General features: G+C 63.5%; 15 protein-coding genes. 7 read left to right on the plus strand and 8 right to left on the minus strand.

What is annotated here, in order from left to right:
- Nucleotides 1–109: 109 nt before the first annotated feature.
- Together L6639_RS06525 and L6639_RS06530 are read right to left on the minus strand one after the other, a co-directional pair.
- Nucleotides 110–1,030 (minus strand): amino acid ABC transporter substrate-binding protein, encoded by a 921-nt coding sequence (locus L6639_RS06525; protein WP_237859957.1) that lies wholly within the window; start codon nt 1,028–1,030, stop codon nt 110–112.
- A gap of 12 nt (nt 1,031–1,042) precedes the next feature.
- A complete protein-coding gene (locus L6639_RS06530) occupies nt 1,043–2,338 on the minus strand; it encodes a dicarboxylate/amino acid:cation symporter (protein ID WP_237859959.1) in 1,296 nt (431 codons plus the stop codon).
- A 210-nt stretch (nt 2,339–2,548) separates the two neighbouring features.
- On the opposite strand from L6639_RS06530, the gene L6639_RS06535 reads away from it, so the two are divergent.
- The 5 genes from L6639_RS06535 (at nt 2,549) to L6639_RS06555 (ending at nt 7,911) form a co-directional block, all read left to right on the plus strand.
- Nucleotides 2,549–3,550 carry an NADP-dependent oxidoreductase gene (locus tag L6639_RS06535; RefSeq protein WP_237859961.1) on the plus strand — a complete coding sequence of 334 codons (1,002 nt, stop codon included), beginning with the start codon at nt 2,549–2,551 and terminating at the stop codon, nt 3,548–3,550.
- Nucleotides 3,551–3,765: 215 nt separating this feature from the next.
- The gene (locus tag L6639_RS06540) at nt 3,766–4,617 is read left to right on the plus strand and encodes a cysteine rich repeat-containing protein (protein WP_237859962.1); all 852 of its coding nucleotides are present in this window, start codon (nt 3,766–3,768) and stop codon (nt 4,615–4,617) included.
- 120 nt (nt 4,618–4,737) lie between these two features.
- Nucleotides 4,738–4,953: a hypothetical protein gene (locus tag L6639_RS06545; RefSeq protein WP_237859965.1), complete on the plus strand. Its 216-nt coding sequence runs from the start codon at nt 4,738–4,740 to the stop codon at nt 4,951–4,953.
- Between the two features lie 193 nt (nt 4,954–5,146).
- Nucleotides 5,147–6,301 carry an FAD-dependent monooxygenase gene (locus L6639_RS06550; RefSeq protein ID WP_237859968.1) on the plus strand — a complete coding sequence of 385 codons (1,155 nt, stop codon included), beginning with the start codon at nt 5,147–5,149 and terminating at the stop codon, nt 6,299–6,301.
- Nucleotides 6,298–7,911 carry a benzoate-CoA ligase family protein gene (locus L6639_RS06555; protein ID WP_237859971.1) on the plus strand — a complete coding sequence of 538 codons (1,614 nt, stop codon included), beginning with the start codon at nt 6,298–6,300 and terminating at the stop codon, nt 7,909–7,911. Before L6639_RS06550 ends, L6639_RS06555 begins: the two co-directional genes overlap by 4 nt.
- A gap of 138 nt (nt 7,912–8,049) precedes the next feature.
- Here the strand turns inward: L6639_RS06555 and L6639_RS06560 are convergent, their stop codons facing one another.
- Entirely contained in the window at nt 8,050–8,565 is a 516-nt protein-coding gene (locus L6639_RS06560; protein WP_237859974.1) for a MarR family winged helix-turn-helix transcriptional regulator, read from the minus strand.
- Nucleotides 8,555–9,187: a maleylacetoacetate isomerase gene (maiA, locus tag L6639_RS06565; protein WP_237859977.1), complete on the minus strand. Its 633-nt coding sequence runs from the start codon at nt 9,185–9,187 to the stop codon at nt 8,555–8,557. The genes L6639_RS06560 and maiA overlap by 11 nt, the downstream gene beginning before the upstream one ends.
- Nucleotides 9,188–9,376: 189 nt before the next feature.
- Here maiA and gtdA point away from each other — a divergent pair, with 189 nt between their 5' ends.
- Nucleotides 9,377–10,417 carry a gentisate 1,2-dioxygenase gene (gene gtdA, locus L6639_RS06570; protein WP_237859980.1) on the plus strand — a complete coding sequence of 347 codons (1,041 nt, stop codon included), beginning with the start codon at nt 9,377–9,379 and terminating at the stop codon, nt 10,415–10,417.
- A 121-nt stretch (nt 10,418–10,538) separates the two neighbouring features.
- Here gtdA and L6639_RS06575 read toward each other — a convergent pair whose 3' ends face one another.
- The 4 genes from L6639_RS06575 to L6639_RS06590 all read right to left on the minus strand — a co-directional run bounded on the left by L6639_RS06575 (nt 10,539) and on the right by L6639_RS06590 (nt 14,660).
- A complete protein-coding gene (locus L6639_RS06575) occupies nt 10,539–11,357 on the minus strand; it encodes an ABC transporter permease (RefSeq protein ID WP_237859983.1) in 819 nt (272 codons plus the stop codon).
- The gene (locus L6639_RS06580; RefSeq protein WP_237859985.1) at nt 11,350–12,123 is read right to left on the minus strand and encodes an ABC transporter ATP-binding protein; all 774 of its coding nucleotides are present in this window, start codon (nt 12,121–12,123) and stop codon (nt 11,350–11,352) included. The genes L6639_RS06575 and L6639_RS06580 overlap by 8 nt, the downstream gene beginning before the upstream one ends.
- A gap of 132 nt (nt 12,124–12,255) precedes the next feature.
- Nucleotides 12,256–13,260, minus strand: coding sequence for an ABC transporter substrate-binding protein (locus L6639_RS06585; RefSeq protein WP_237859987.1), 1,005 nt, complete (start codon nt 13,258–13,260; stop codon nt 12,256–12,258).
- Nucleotides 13,261–13,295: 35 nt separating this feature from the next.
- On the minus strand, nt 13,296–14,660 hold the full coding sequence (locus L6639_RS06590) for an FAD-dependent oxidoreductase (RefSeq protein WP_237859988.1): 1,365 nt from the start codon (nt 14,658–14,660) through the stop codon (nt 13,296–13,298).
- A 110-nt stretch (nt 14,661–14,770) separates the two neighbouring features.
- Here L6639_RS06590 and L6639_RS06595 point away from each other — a divergent pair, with 110 nt between their 5' ends.
- Nucleotides 14,771–15,655: a LysR family transcriptional regulator gene (locus L6639_RS06595; RefSeq protein WP_237859991.1), complete on the plus strand. Its 885-nt coding sequence runs from the start codon at nt 14,771–14,773 to the stop codon at nt 15,653–15,655.
- Nucleotides 15,656–15,684: the final 29 nt, after the last annotated feature.

The raw sequence follows: 15,684 nt of genomic DNA on the forward strand, positions 1-15,684 counted from the left end.
GGCCCGGCTGTAGCAGCATCACGGCCGCTCATCCTTCGAGGCTCAACCCGCGATGCATTCGCATCGCGGGCCTCGCACCTCAGGATGACGGAAAGAGAACCGACCGCCGCTAGTTATTCGCGCTGGCAGAATCGTCCATCGCCTTGAACGCTTCCTCCAGCTGCAGCGAGATCGGCACGTTCATTTTCTCGCCGGTCGGCATGCGTGCGATGAACCATTTGTTGTAGAGCGGCACGAGATCGTGGTTGGAGCCGAGCTTGCGGAAGGTGCGCTCGACCACGGCGGCCAGTTGCGGCTCACCCTTGCGGAACATGATGCCGTAGGGATCATAGGACAGATAATCGCCTGTTACGCGGAACTTGTCCTGCGACTTGTGGCGGACGATCAGGCCCGAGAGCAGGATGTCGTCGGTCGCGAAGGCGTCGGCCTTGCCGTCAACCAGCATCTGGTAGGACTGCTCATGGTCGGCGCCGACAGCGATGTTGAGGCCCAGCGAAAGCTTCTTGTCGGCCGCCTGCACCGCCTGCTCGTTGGTGGTGCCTTTCGTCACCACGATGGTCTTGCCCTTCAGGTCGGTCAGCTGTTGGACGCTGGAGGCCTTCGGCACCATCAGCTTGGTGCCGGCGACGAACATCAGCGGCGAGAAGGCGACGCGCTTGCCGCGCTCGGAATTGGCCGTGGTCGAGCCGCATTCCAGATCGATCTTGTTCTGGAGCACCGCGTCGATGCGATCGTCCGAGGTGACCTTGACGTAGTCGATTCTGAGATTGGGATCGTCGACCTCGACGCCGATCTCCTCGACGATGGCCTCGCAGAGCTCGAGGCTGTAGCCGATCGGCCTGTTAGCCTGGTCGAGGAACGAGAACGGCGGCGAGCTCTCGCGATAGCCGAGCCGCACGGCGTGCGCGTTCTTGATGGCCGACAGCGTCGGGCTAAGCCCTTCGCTGCCGCCGCTCTGGGCAGAGGCACCCGTCGCCAGCAGACACGCTGCCAGCAACAGGCCGCTCGAAATCGCCGTCAAAGGGCGCATGACGCACTCCCGTCAATGACCGGCCATCGCGGGCACTTCGCCCGGCACCATGTCCTCAGGCACGACATCGCCCGGTCCCATCGCATGCTCGGGCCCGAGCTCGCCTTCCCACTTCGCCACGACCGAGGTCGCCAGCGTGTTGCCGATCACGTTGGTGGCGCTGCGGCCCATGTCGAGGAAGGTGTCGATGCCCATGATCATGAGCAGGCCCGCCTCGGGGATGTTGAACTGCGACAGCGTCGAGGCGATCACGACGAGAGAGGCGCGCGGCACGCCGGCGACGCCCTTCGAGGTGATCATCAACGTCGCCAGCATCGCGAGCTGCGTGCCGAGCGGCATGTCGATGTGATAGCTCTGCGCGATGAAGATGCTCGCGAAGGTGCAGTACATCATCGTTCCGTCGAGGTTGAACGAATAGCCGAGCGGCAGCACGAAGCTCGAGATCCGCGACGAGGCGCCGAAGCGGTTGAGCCCTTCGAGCGTCTTCGGGTAGGCCGCTTCCGAGCTCGCGGTGGAGAACGCGATCATCAGCGGCTCGCGGATCAGGCGGAGCAAATGGCTGTAGCGCGGCCCGATCACGATGAAGCCGACGGCCACCAGGATGCCCCAGAGGATGAACAGCGAGAGATAGAAGCCGCCCATGAACACGATGAGCTTCCAGAGTACCAGCAGGCCGTTCTTGGCAACGGTGGCGGTGATGGCGGCCCAGACCGCAAACGGCGCGAACATCATCACATAGCTCGTCACCTTCAGCATGATGTGGCCGAGGTCGTCGATCAGCGACAGGATCTGCTTGGAGCGCTCAGGCAATGCACCCATCGCAACCGAGAAGAACACCGCGAAGATCACGATCTGAAGGATCTCATTCTGCGCCATCGCATCCGCGATCGAGGTCGGGATCAAATGGGTCAGGAATTTTTCTAGCGAGAAGGCGGAGACCGCCAGGCCGGTCGACTGTCCCTTGTCCGGCAACGTACCGGGGAAGTTGGCGCCGGGCTGGAGCAGATTGACCATCACGAGGCCGAGCATCAGCGAGACGAAGGATGCGCTGATGAACCAGCCCATGGTCTTGGCGAAGATGCGGCCGAGCTTGGAGCCCGATCCCATGTGGGCGATGCCGCCGACCAGGGTCGCGAACACCAGCGGCGCGATGATCATCTTGATCAGGCGCAGGAAGATCACGGCGACGAGGTTGATGGAGGAGGCCCAGTCGCCCCGCGTGTCGGGCAGGAAATTGTAGATCGCCGAGCCCATGACGATGCCGAGCACCATCGCGCCTAAAATGTATTGCGTAAACCTGTTCGACATCAATGACCCCCGCTACACCGGCCGCTTCATGATGTCGCAGATATGACAGCGACGCAACACGCTTTGCGTGCGGTCGCTCGATCCGGATGTTCCCGTTGCGAAACTGCACGCGGCGATCTAGCCTTCATGCAGCGCACAACGAATGCGGCTTGCACGTTTTGTTTGCGGCAAGTGCTTCAATAAACATCAAACAATCAGAGAGGGAACGCCATGACTGGAAGCGTCAATCGCCAAATTCTTCTGGTGGAGAAGCCGAGCGGAAAGCTCGGCCCCGAGCACTTCAAGATGGTCGATGGCACACTGCCGGAACCGAAGGACGGCGAGGCCCTGCTGCGCGTGCGTTACATCTCGCTCGACGCTGCCAACCGCGCCTGGATGCACGGCGCGACCTATCGCTCGGCGGTCGAAGCCAACAGCGTGATGGCCGGCGGCGGCATTGCAGAGGTGGTCAGCTCGAAGGCGCCTGAGCTTGCGCCCGGCGACATCGTGTTCGGCGACACCGGTTGGCAGGAGTTTGCTACAGTGCCCGCAAAGCAATTGACGAAAATGCCGAAGCTCGAGCCGATGACGCATCTGCTCAGCGTGTTCGGCATCGCCGGCCTCACCGCCTATTTCGGCCTGCTTGAGGTCGGCAAGCCCAGGGAGGGCGAGACGGTCGTGGTCTCCGCCGCCGCGGGCTCGGTCGGCTCGATCGTCGGACAGATCGCCAAAATCAAAGGATGCCGCGTCATCGGCATCGCCGGTGGCGCGGACAAGTGCCAGTGGCTGACGTCAGAGCTCGGCTTCGATGCCGCCGTCGACTACAAGGACGGTGCGGTGTTCAAGGCGCTGCGCGCAGCGGCGCCCAAAGGCATCGACGTCTATTTCGACAATGTCGGCGGCGACATTCTGGAAGCCTGCCTGCCGCAGATGAACAATCACGGCCGCATCGCCTGCTGCGGCGCGATCTCGCAATATGACGGCGCGCCGTCGGCGCACGGCCCGCGCGGCGTGCCCGGCCTGATCGTGGTGAAGCGGCTTGTGATGCAGGGCTTCATCGTGATGGACTACATGAAGGACAGCCAGCGCGCGCTCGCCGATCTGCAGGCCTGGGTGAAATCCGGCAAGCTGAAGGTGCAGGAAGACATTATCGACGGATTGCAGAACACGCCGAAGGCGCTGATCGGACTGCTTGCCGGCGAGAACCGCGGCAAGCGCATGGTCAGGCTCTGACGACGTATCGTCTGAGCATGATCCTTTCGGAAAACCGCTGCACACTTTTCCGGATCATGCTCTAAGTTACGTCGCAATTCCACCGGCATTATCTACTTGCGGTAGTGGTCAAAGCGGCCAAGATATCGCTCGCGAGGCATCACTCGCGACGATTGCAATTGCATTACACATTTAGAAAATCGTCGGCGTTACCGACAGGGCAGGAATTCACTCAAATGTTCAACACGTTGAAACACGCATCAACGCGTCACGCGTTGCTCGCCGCAGCACTCTTCGCAACTGCAACAAGCGCATTCGCGCAAGCGCCGACCGAGGCCCAGAAGAGCGCTATCCGCTCCGCATGCCGCTCGGATTTCATGGCGCACTGCGCGAGCGTGACGCCGGGCGGCGTCGAGGCATATCAGTGTTTGCAGAGCCACATGTCGAGCCTGTCGGCGGGATGCCAGACCGCGGTTCGCGCGGTCGAGCCGGCAGCAGCGCCCAAGACCGAAGCTGCGCCGGCAAAATCCGAACCGGCCAAATCTGAACCTGCCAAATCCGAACCAGCCAAGACCGAAGCGGCTCCCGCCGCCGAACCCGCGGCGAAGCCGGCCGCCGAAGCTGCACCGAAGGGTGCTGCGGCAAAGCAACCGGGCGGCGCTCAGGTCGCTGCCGTCAAGAGCGCATGCCGCGCCGATTATCCCAAGGTCTGCGCCAGCGTGCCGCCAGGCGGCGCTCCCGCGCTGGAATGCCTCGAGAAAAACAAGGCCAGGGTTTCGGCGGCCTGCGCGAAAGCGGTGACTGCTGCGGCCGGTGGCGGCGCAGCGGCGACATCAGCGCCGGCAACTGGCACCGCTGCTCCCGCTGCCGGAGCAGCACCGGCGGCCGCGCCCGCCGTGATCGTTCTGCGCCCGCTGCGGCCGCGCGAAGAGCTGTTCATTGTGCGCTCGGCTTGCGGCGCCGACATTCGCTCGCTCTGTGGCGGCGTCGCGCCGGGTGGCGGCCGCATCGTGCAATGCATCGCCAGTAATGCGGCGTCGCTGTCGCCGGCCTGCAAGGACGTGCTTGCACCATTCGCTGCGCGATAAGCCGCACGCAACTCGCGGCGCCATCAATCTTGGGCGGCGCGCGTGAATTTTCGCGCGCTCCTCGCGACTAATCATTCGCCGATATCAGATTTCAATCACGACAAGACCGGGAGAAACGACATGCGTGTACTTCTGCTGATTGCGTCCGCGCTACTCGCCTTCGCGACGACGATGACCTTCGAATCCTCCGACGCCAATGCGGTGGTGTGCGCCCGCGGGGTCTACCGCGCCGGTTGCGCCGGACCGAACGGCGCCGTCGTGGTTCGCCACCCGGTGCCAGTGGTTCGCTGTACCAGGGTGCTGGTGAACGGGGTCTACGTGAAGCGCTGCGTCTGACGCCCCCCGGGTGGTCAATCCGGCGCGGTTTGGCTATGATTCGCAATTGACGGGTTTGGGCACGCGCGACGCGCGTGCCCACGGCCGTGCTGCGGCGCACCTCGCCTTGCCAATAATTCCGCTGGCGTGGGAGACCGGAGCCCATTAGTCTACCCTGAGATAGTAAGTATACTGTCAATTAGGGAGGCAGGATTTGCGGATCGCCGTGATTGGCGGGGGGCCCGGCGGGCTCTACTTCGCCTATCTCTGGAAGAAGCGTCACCCCGAGGATCAAGTCGACCTGTTCGAACAGAACCCGGCCGACGCGACCTGGGGCTTTGGCGTCGTGTTCTCCGACCAGGCGCTTGAATTCTTGCGCGCCGACGACCCCGAGACGGTCGATGCAATCGCGCCGCATATGGAGAGCTGGGAGAACATTACGCTGAATCTCGGCGGCGACAGCGTCGCCATCGACGGTGTCGGCTTCTCCTCGATTGGCCGGCTGGAACTCCTGCAATTCCTGCAGCAACGCGCGCTCGATGTCGGCGTCACCCCGCGCTTCGACACCCAGATCCAGGCGATCGACCAACTCAACGGCCACGATCTGATCGTCGCCGCCGACGGCCTCAACTCGCTCGTGCGCCGCGCCTATGAGGGCGATTTCGGCACCTCGCTGTCCTACTCCTCCAACAAATTCGTCTGGTACGGAACCTCGAAGCGTTTCGACACACTGTCGCAGACCTTCGTGAAGACCGACCGCGGCGCGTTCAACGCGCATCATTATCGTTATTCGCCGAACATGAGCACCTTCCTGGTCGAGTGCGATCACGCGACCTGGCAGGCCTACGGCTTCGCCTACAAGGACGTCGAGCAGTCCAAGGGCGTGTGCGAGGAGGTGTTCGCCGACACGCTCGGCGGCCACTGCCTGGTCTCCAACAAATCGGTCTGGCGCAATTTCCCCTGGGTCTGGAACGAGCACTGGTCGTTCAAGAACATGGTGCTGATTGGGGACGCGCTGCACTCGGCGCATTTCTCCATCGGCTCAGGCACGAGGCTCGCGATCGAGGACGCGATCGCGCTGGTCAAGGCGCTGGAATCGGACGCCCATCTGTCGACCGCGCTGCATCGCTACCAGGCCGCGCGCAAGCCCGTGGTGCAGAAGCTCGTCAATGCCGCACGCACCAGCGCGTTCTGGTACGAGCATTTCGCCCAGCACATGCAGCTTGGCCTGATGGACTTCGCCTATAGCTATATCACCCGCTCCGGCCGCATCGACGATTCCCGACTGCGCGCGATGTCACCAGCCTTCATGGCGCGCTACGAGGCCGAGAAGAGCAGCGGAGACGAGGCAGGCGAGGCGACGGCATGACCAACGCGATACAGGACCAGGTGCCCGCGGACAGCGCGGGCGCCCGCGAGATCGGCTTTGCCGTTCCCGAGATTTACAATGCCAGCCGCGTGCTGTTCGACAATCTCGCCAAGGGGCGCGGCCACAAGCTCGCGCTGATTGGCCCGGCGGGCACGCGGAGCTATGCCGAGCTTTGCGCGGAGGCTTGCCGTTGGGGCAACGGCCTTGCCTCACTCGGCCTGACGCGCGGCGATCGCGTGCTGCTGTTCCTCGACGATACGCCGGCTTATCCGGCCGCCTTTTTCGGCGCCGTGCGCGCCGGCTTCGTACCGTTGCTGATCAATACGCTGACGCCGCCCGATCTCTTGCAATTCTATCTCGCCGATTCCGGCGCGGCTGTTGCGGTGGCGGATGCCGAATTCTGCGCGCGCTTCAATGCCGAGGCCTGCAAGGACACCAGCCTGCATACACTGATCGTCGTCAATGGCGCGATCGGCGACCACGCTGCGCCGAAGGCGATAGAAGCCGCGGATTGGCTATCGCAGTTTCCGGCGGAGCTGGCGGAAGCTGAGACCGATCGCAACGAGATGGCGTTCTGGATGTACTCCTCCGGCTCGACCGGCCGACCCAAGGGCATCGTGCATCTTCAGCACGACATGGCCTATAGCGAGCTTGCTTTTGCGCAGAGCGTGCTGAAGCTGACGCCTGACGACATCTGCTTCTCGGTGCCAAAGATCTTCTTCGCTTATGGCTTTGGCAATTCCATCACCTTTCCGTTCTCGTCAGGTGCAGCGACGCTGCTGCTGCCGAGCCAGCCGAAGCCGGCTGCGATCTTTGCGGCGATCGAGCAATACAAGCCGACGGTGTTCTTCGGCCTGCCGACGCTCTACACCTCGCTGACCAAGGCTGAGGGCGCAGCCGGAACAAATTTCTCGTCCCTGCGCATGGCACTGTCAGCCGCGGAAGTGCTCTCGGCCGAAGTCTTCAACGGCTGGAAGTCGCTCACCGGGCTCGAAATCGTCGAAGGCCTCGGCTCGACCGAGGTGCTGCACATCTATCTCTCCAACCGACCCGAGCAGAAGAAGCTCGGCGCCGCGGGCTTGCGCGTGCCCGGCTACGAGGTCGCGCTGCGCGACAAGGAGGGGCGCGACGTCGGCGACAACGAGGAAGGCATTCTGTGGGTGCGCGGCGATTCCAACACGCCGCTGTATTGGAACAGGCCGGACAAATCCGCCGAGACCATCCGCGAGGGTGGCTGGATCTACACCGGCGATCGCTTCGTCCGCGACAGCGACGGCTTCCACTTCTTCCGCGGCCGCGCCGATGATCTCATCAAGATCTCGGGCCAGTGGGTCTACCCGCTCGAGGTCGAGCTGTGCCTCGCCGACCACCCCGACATCCGCGAATGCGCGGTGTTCGCCGCCGAGCTGCCGGATCGCCGCATGACGCTGAAGGCGGTGGTGGTGATGAACAACCGCGCGACCGACCAGAGCGAGGCGACGCGGCGGTTGCAGGATTACGTCAAGGGCAAGCTGCTGCCGTACAAATATCCGCGCGAGGTGATCTTTATCGACGAACTGCCGAAGACGGGCACGGGGAAGATCGATCGGCAGGCGTTGTTGCGGATGTGAGGCCGGCGATGTCGCCACCTCTCGGTGTCATCGCCCGCGAAAGCGGGCGATCCAATATTCAGAGGCAGTCGTGATTGAACCGAGAGGCCGCCAGCGTACTGGATTCCCCGCTTTCGCGGGGAATGACAGCGGAGAATTTTACCCCGCCTTGCCCAGGTGCTCCAGCGCATCCTCGGCCCGCAGCGGCACGCGCGAGGCTTCGTTGTTGAGATCGACGAGCTGCGACATCAGTCCCATCAGCGCCTTGCGCTCGGTGGGCTTGAGCGGCTCCAACATGCGCGCCTGGGCGCGTTCGACGGCGGGGATGATCTCGCGCAGGATCGCGGCGCCTTGCCTGGTCAGATAGAGCAGCTTGATGCGCTTGTCTTCGGGCGCCGGCTTGCGCTCGACAAAGTCCTTGGCCTGGAGACGTTCGATCACGCTGCCCAGCGTCGAGCGGTCGAACGCGATCACCGCCGACAGCCGCGTCGCGTCGATGCCGGGATGGGTGTGGATCGCGATCAACGCCGCATATTGCACCGGCGTGAGGTCGAACGCCTTGCACTCCTCCATGAAGATCGAGACCGCGATCTGCTGCATGCGCCGGAACAGATAACCCGGCGCCGCATAGACCGCTTCCATCGTGATCGGAGGCAGCGGCGGCTTACTCGGCATCGGGCTGCTTCTCCGGTGCGGCGTTGGCGAAGGCCGGCAGCGCCTTGGCGGCGGCCTCGGCCTTGAGCAGGCGCGGATAGGCGGAAACATCGACGCCGAAGCGGCGCGCATTGGCGAGCTGCGGCACCAGGCAGAGATCGGCAAGCGTCGGGGCAGCGCCAAAACAAAATGGACCCGGCTCGTCCCTGATCAGCGTCTCGCAGGCCGACAGCCCCTCGCGATTGACCCAGGCGGCCCAGTCCTGGACTTTCTCCTCCGGCAGGCCCAACTCGCGCAAGCGCGCCAGCACCTTCAAATTTTGCACGGGATGAGTGTCGCAGGCGATCGCCAACGCGAACGCCCGCACCTTGGCGCGCTGCAGCGCATCCTTCGGCAGCAGCGGCGGGTTGGGATGCGTCTCATCGAGCCACTCGATGATCGCGACAGATTGGGTCAGCACCGCTCCCGCGTCGTTCTCCAGCGCGGGCACCAGGCCCTGCGGATTAATCGCAAGATAAGCGGGCGCGCGTTGCTCGCCCTTGCGTAGATGATGCGGCAGATGCTCGGCGCCGAGGCCCTTGAGGTTGAGCGCGATCCGGACGCGATAGGCGGCGCTGGAGCGGAAATAGCCGTGCAGCTTCATCAAGACCCTCCCGTAAAGTTTCTTGCCCGTCATTCCGGGGCGGTCCGCATGACCGAACCCGGAATCTCGAGATTCCGGGTTCTCGCTTCGCGAGCCCCGGAATGACAACGACCTTGTACGTCGCTCGTCAAGTTGACGCTACCTAGATTGTAAGTATACTGTCAATCACCAAGACGAGGGAGGCTCAGCATGGAAGCCGTGACCAAGACGCCGGAACGCGAGGCGTTCTACAAGAAGATCGACGGCGAGAATCTCACCGCGCTTTGGACCGTGATGAGCGATCTGATCACGCCCGAGCCGAAGAGCGCCTGCCGGCCGCATCTCTGGAAGTTCGACATCATCCGCGACTACATGACGGAGGCCGGCAAGCTCATTACCGCCAAGGAAGCCGAACGGCGCGTGCTGGTGCTGGAGAACCCGGGCCTTCGCGGTCAGTCGAAGATCACGACCTCACTCTATGCCGGCGTCCAGATGGTGGTGCCCGGCGACGTCGCGCCCGCGCACCGGCATAGCCAGTCGGCGCTGCGCTTCGTGCTCGAGGGCAAGGGCGCCCACACCGCGGTCGATGGCGAGCGCACCGCGATGGAGCCCGGCGATTTCATCATCACGCCGTCGATGACCTGGCACGATCATTCCAACGAGACCGACGAGCCGATGTTTTGGCTCGACGGTCTCGACATTCCGCTGGTGCAGTTCTTCGACTGCTCCTTTGCGGAAGGATCGAAGGAAGATCAGCAGAAGATTACAAAACCCGCAGGCGACAGCTTTGCGCGCTATGGCCACAATCTCTTGCCGGTCGATGTGAAGCGGTCATCGAAGACCTCGCCGATCTTCAGCTATCCCTACGCCTACACCCGTGAGGCCCTGGAGAAGGCCAGGACCAGCCAGGAGTGGGACGCCTGCCACGGTCTGAAGCTGAAATTCAGCAACCCCGAGACCGGCGATTTCGCGATGCCGACCATAGGGACGTTCATCCAGCTGCTCCCGAAGGGTTTCAAGACTGCGCGCTATCGCTCAACGGATGCGACGGTGTTCTGTCCGATCGAGGGCAAGGGTCGCAGCCGCATCGGCGATGCCGTGTTCGAATGGGGCCCGCGGGATCTGTTCGTAGTGCCGAGCTGGCAATGGGTGACGCACGAGGCGGACGAGGACGCCGTGCTGTTTAGTTTCTCGGATCGCCCGGTGCAGCAGAAGCTGGATTTGTTTCGCGAGGATCGCGGCAACGCTTGACGTTCACCGGTCTCGTAGGGTGGGCAAAGGCGCCCTTGCGCCGTGCCCACGTCTTCGCGACTCATGAAGAAATGGTGGGCACGCTTGCGCCTTGCCCACCCTACGGCTGCGGTGACTCTGGCTAGCGCCAGTGCAGCAGCTTGATTTCGAGAAGATTGATCACCTTCCCCACGACAAGCCCGAACACCGACAGGATCACCACGCCCGCAAGCAGTTGATCCGTCTGCATCAGATTGCCGGCCTGGAGCACGAAGGCGCCGATGCCGTATTGGGCGCCGATCATCTCCGCGCTGACGACAAGCAGCAGCGCGACCGACGCCGTGATGCGGAAGCCGGCGAGGATCGCGGGCAGCGCGCCGGGCCAGACCACCTTGCGCACGATGGTGGCAAACGGAACGTTGAAGCTCTGTGCCATGCGAATGAGATTGCGCGGCACGGCGTCGACACCGCTATAGACCGAGATTGCGGTCGAGAAGAACACGCCGAGCGCAATGGTCGCGATCTTCGGCTCTTCGCCGATGCCGAGCCAGAGGATCAAGAGCGGCAGCAGCGCGATCTTGGGAATCGGAAACAGCGCCGAGATGAAGGTGATGCCGACGCTACGCGCCAGGCGCGACAGGCCGATGGCAAAACCGACCACGACACCGGCCGCCGTGCCCAGCAGCCAGCCGACGCCGATGCGCAGCAGCGAGGCCGAAAGATGCTGCCAGAGCGCGCCCGACATCGCGAGCTCATAGATCGCGCGCACGATGGCCGAGGGTGCCGGCAGGAATAGCGGATTGACAAGCCTGGCACTGCCGGCCGCCTGCCAGATCGCGATGACAAGCGCGAGCGCAATCCAGCCGCCAAACCGGCTGCTGGCGGGGACGAAGCCCGCACCGCGGAAGCGGACGCGCCGCGTCGTTTCGTTGGCTGACGTCTCGGTCGCGCGATCAAGCATGCTGGACCTCGCGCTCGGCATCTATCGCCTCGTTGCGGATCAACGACCAGATCTGGTTCTGGAGCGCGAGCAGTTTTTCGCGCGCAGCAGCTTCACCCCGCGCCGCCCGTGTCATCGGCACGGCAACGACCTCGCGAATACGGCCTGGTCGCCGTGACAGCACCACAATGCGGTCGGCAAGCCGCGCGGCCTCTTCGAGATTGTGCGTGACATAGACCGCGCCCATGCCACCATCGGCGAGCAGGCGCACGAAATCTTCCATCAAGAGTTCGCGCGTCTGCGAATCCAGCGCCGACAGCGGTTCGTCCATGAGGAGAATGGCCGGCTTCACCGCGAGCGCGCGCGAGATGCCGACGCGCTGGCGCATACCGCCGGAGAGCTGCTTCGGATAGGTCTTGCGAAAATCAGTCAGCCCCGTCCGACGCAAGGCATCCTCAACCAGCGCGCGGCGCTGCGCGGCCGAGAGCTGGGTGTGCAGCAGCGGGAATTCGACGTTTTGCTCCACCGTGGCCCAGGGCAGCAGCGCAAAGTCCTGGAACACGAAGGTGAGCGGATTGAGACTGTCCGCCGGCGGCGCTCCCCGCAGTTCGGGCGCGCCCGAGGTCGGCTGCAAAAGCCCGCCAAGGATCGACAACAGGGTACTCTTGCCGCAGCCGGAAGGACCGACGATCGCCACCACCTCGCCAGCGCTCACCGTGAACGAGATGTCGTCGAGCACGGCGAGATCGCCGAAGCGATGACTGATGTGATTGGCGATCAGGTCCATCTCACGCTCTCCTTCTCGAACCGTCATCCTGAGGCGCGAGCATTGCGGTGCGAACGCACCGCAATGGGAGCCTTGCGGAAGGCCGCAAGCCCAGCACCTCAGGATGACAGGGTGAGAGAAGTGCGCGCAGCATCAATCCGCCTTCACATATTCCTTGGCGATGATCGCATCCGCATCATAGCCCTTGTCGGCAAATCCCTGCTCCTGGAGCCATTTGATCTGGTTGTCGACGTTCTTCACGTCGAGCTTGCCGTCAGGGTCGATATAGGCGCAGTTGCCGACCACCTGCTCGACCGGCAAATTGGTGTACTTCGCGATGATCTCCAGCAGCGGCTTGGTCTTGTCGTTGATCGGAGCTTTGCCGTCCTTCATCGAAGCCAGGATCACGTCGTGATATTCGCGATCGGCCTTGGCGAGCACGCCGAGGAATTTCGTCACCAGAACCTTGTTGGTCAGCGTCTTCGGCGAGGCGAACACTGCGCCGAGCTGCCACGGCGTCTCGTCGCCGACCCAACCCAAAAACTTCGCGCCGCCATCGTCCATCAGCTTGCGCGCCGTCGAGATCGGCAGCAGCGCCGCATCGACGGTCTCGCCCTTCAGCGCCGCCGCTGCGTTCGACAGCGATTGCAGCGGCACGATCTTCACGTCAGAAAGCTTGAAGCCGTATTTGTCGGCGAGCAGGCCTAGCGAATAATGGAAGGATGATCCGACCTGGGTCATCGCGATGCGCTTGCCTGCAAGATCCTTCGGCGTCTTCAGGCCAGCAGCGTAGGCGTTGTTGCTGGCGAAATAGCCGATCAGGGGATAGCCGGCCCTCTCGCGGCTCATGCCGCCGATCACCTTCAGCACGCCCTTGCCGGCGAGATTGTAGAGGCCCGCGGTGAAGGCCGTGACGCCGAAATCGACGTCGCCCGAGGTGGTGGCAACAGCGATCGGCTGCGCCGCGTCGAAAAACTTCAGCTCGATGTCGAGGCCGGCCTCGCGGAAATAGCCCTTGTCCTGAGCGATGAAGACGGGCGCAGAGGACGACAGGCGGAGCACGCCGACCTTGGCCTTCAGCGCATCCTCCGCCCTGGCCGTGCCCATCGCCATCATAGCCAAAAGACTAAGTGCCGCGACCCGCGCAATCCCGATCATCCCGCTTCCTCCAATATTTCTCTTTTTGCAGTCCGTTACAGGCCCTTTGGCACGGGCTCATCCCGTCCGATAAAGGCGCCCTGTTGTTTCAACGTTTCCTGCAATTTTTCAACCGGTATGTCACGCGGGATCCGGTTTCCGGACAAGGCCAGCGCGGCCGCGGAACCGGCCGCCTCCCCCATCACGAAGCAGGCGCCGGAGACACGCGCCGCCGACTGGCCCTCATGGGTCATGGAGGCGCAGCGGCCGGCGACCAGCAGATTGTCTACGCCCTCAGGCACCAGCATGCGATACGGCAATTCGTTGTAGCCGCGCGATTCCGGGATCGGCGGGAAGGTGAAGACGACATCACCCGGCACATGGGCCTCGATCGGCCAGCCATTGACGCCGATGGAATCCTCGAACGAGGCACAGCCGAGCACATCCTCGCCGCTGAGCTGGTAACCACCCTTGATGCGGCGCGTCTCGCGGATGCCGAGCTGCGGCGGCAGGTCGACGATGTAGGACTTTTCAAAGCCGGGCACCGTGCGCAAGAACTCAAAGGCGGCGAGCGCCTGCTTGCGGCCCTCGATCTCACCGCGGGTGAGATCATCGGGCTCGACACCGTTGATGGCATGGCCATCTTCACGCGCGACTTGCGTAAAATTGACCCGCCATTCGATGCCGGATTTCTGAGGCCGCACGATCGCGCTCTTGCGCGGGAATTTGTGGGTGCCGGCGGCGGTCGCCGCTTCCATCAATTGCGGGATCGTCCGCCAGGCATCGCCCGCCCTTGCGGGATCGATGCCGTTGAGACGGACCATCATTGACGGATACATGGGATGACCATGCTCGTCGCCGATCTCGAACGGCGCGCCGGCCCAGACCGCGAGATCGCCGTCGCCGGAGCAATCGATGAAGATTTCCGCGCGCACCGCCCGCCGGCCGGCCTTGGTCTCGACCATCAGCGCTTCGATGCGGCGATCAGCACCCATCACAACGCCAGCGCCGAGCGCATGGAAGAGCATGTGCACCTTGTGGCCGGCGAGCAATTCGTCCGCCGCGATCTTGTAGGCCGCGGTGTCATAGGCCTGCGCAAAGACCTTGCCGAGGATCAAATGCGGCGCATTGAGGCCGTTCAGATGGTCGATCCGCGCCAGCAGATCGGACGCCATGCCCTGCACCAGCCGGACGGCTTCGCCGTAGACATTGCCGTGCAGGCCACAGAAATTGGTGACGCCGGCCGCGGTGCCCATGCCGCCGAGAAAGCCGTAGCGCTCGATCAGTAGCGTCTTTCGACCGGCGCGCGCGGCTGAGGCCGCAGCGACAATGCCGGCCGGGCCACCGCCGAGCACGACGATCTCGTACTCGCCATAGAGCGGCACCTGCCGTGCCGGTTCATTGATCGTCATGGCCCGCATGGCGCGTCCTTCCCAAAATCGCTTGCTTGGGGACGACTATGAATTAACGCGCAGAGGGCTACAATCCACCAATACATGCGATCAGCTTTCTCGATTCGCGAAAGGTCGACATGGACATCCTGGTGAACCTTCAGGCCTTCCTCGCCACCGCTGACGCGTCAGGCTTCTCGGCCGCCGCGCGAAAGCTCAATGTCTCAACGTCAGTGGTGGCAAAACGCGTCACGCAGCTCGAATCGCGGATCGGCACGCCGCTGTTCCACCGCTCGACCCGGCAATTGCGGCTGACCGAAGCCGGGCAACGCTACGTGCATCGCGCCCGCGGCGTCGTCACTGATGCCACCGACCTGCTCTCGCGCATGGGCGAGAAGGGCCACGACCTCGTCGATCACCTCCGCATCAAGGCGCCGACCTCGATGACGGTGGCGCGGCTTGCCGATGCCTTCAGTGCATTCCAGACGCAAAACCCGCGACTGAAGCTCGAGATCGTGCTGATCGATCGCCCGGTCGATCCCGTCAGCGAGGGTTTTGACATCGCGATCGGCGCTTTCCCGCACTCCTTCGGCGGCGTGGTCGACGAGCCGCTGGTGCCGTTGAAGCGATTGCTCTGTGCTTCGCCCGCTTACTTAAGGAAGCACGGCGCGCCAAAACATCCGCGCGACCTCGTCGAGCATCGTTGCCTCAGCTTCATGCCGACGGGCCCCGAATGGGTGTTTGACGGGCCGCGCGGCCGCATCACCATCCAGGTCAGCCCACTGCTTTCGTCCAACGAGGGACATGTGCTGGCGCGCAGCGCGATCGCCGGCAACGGCATCGCGCTGATGTCTCATTATCTCGTCGCAGACGCCTTGCGCGACGGCACGCTGAAACCGGTGCTGCGTGACTTTCCGATTCCGGAATTGTGGGTGAAAGCCGCCATTCCCGAACGCCGGCGCAACGCCGCCGCGGTGCAGGCGCTGCTCACGCTGCTCAAAACGTCACTCGCGCCGTCGCTGTGAATTGCTGCGCCGTAGCCCGCATCGAGCGA

The organism is Bradyrhizobium zhengyangense (genome assembly GCF_022012555.1).
Classification (GTDB): domain Bacteria; phylum Pseudomonadota; class Alphaproteobacteria; order Rhizobiales; family Xanthobacteraceae; genus Bradyrhizobium; species Bradyrhizobium zhengyangense.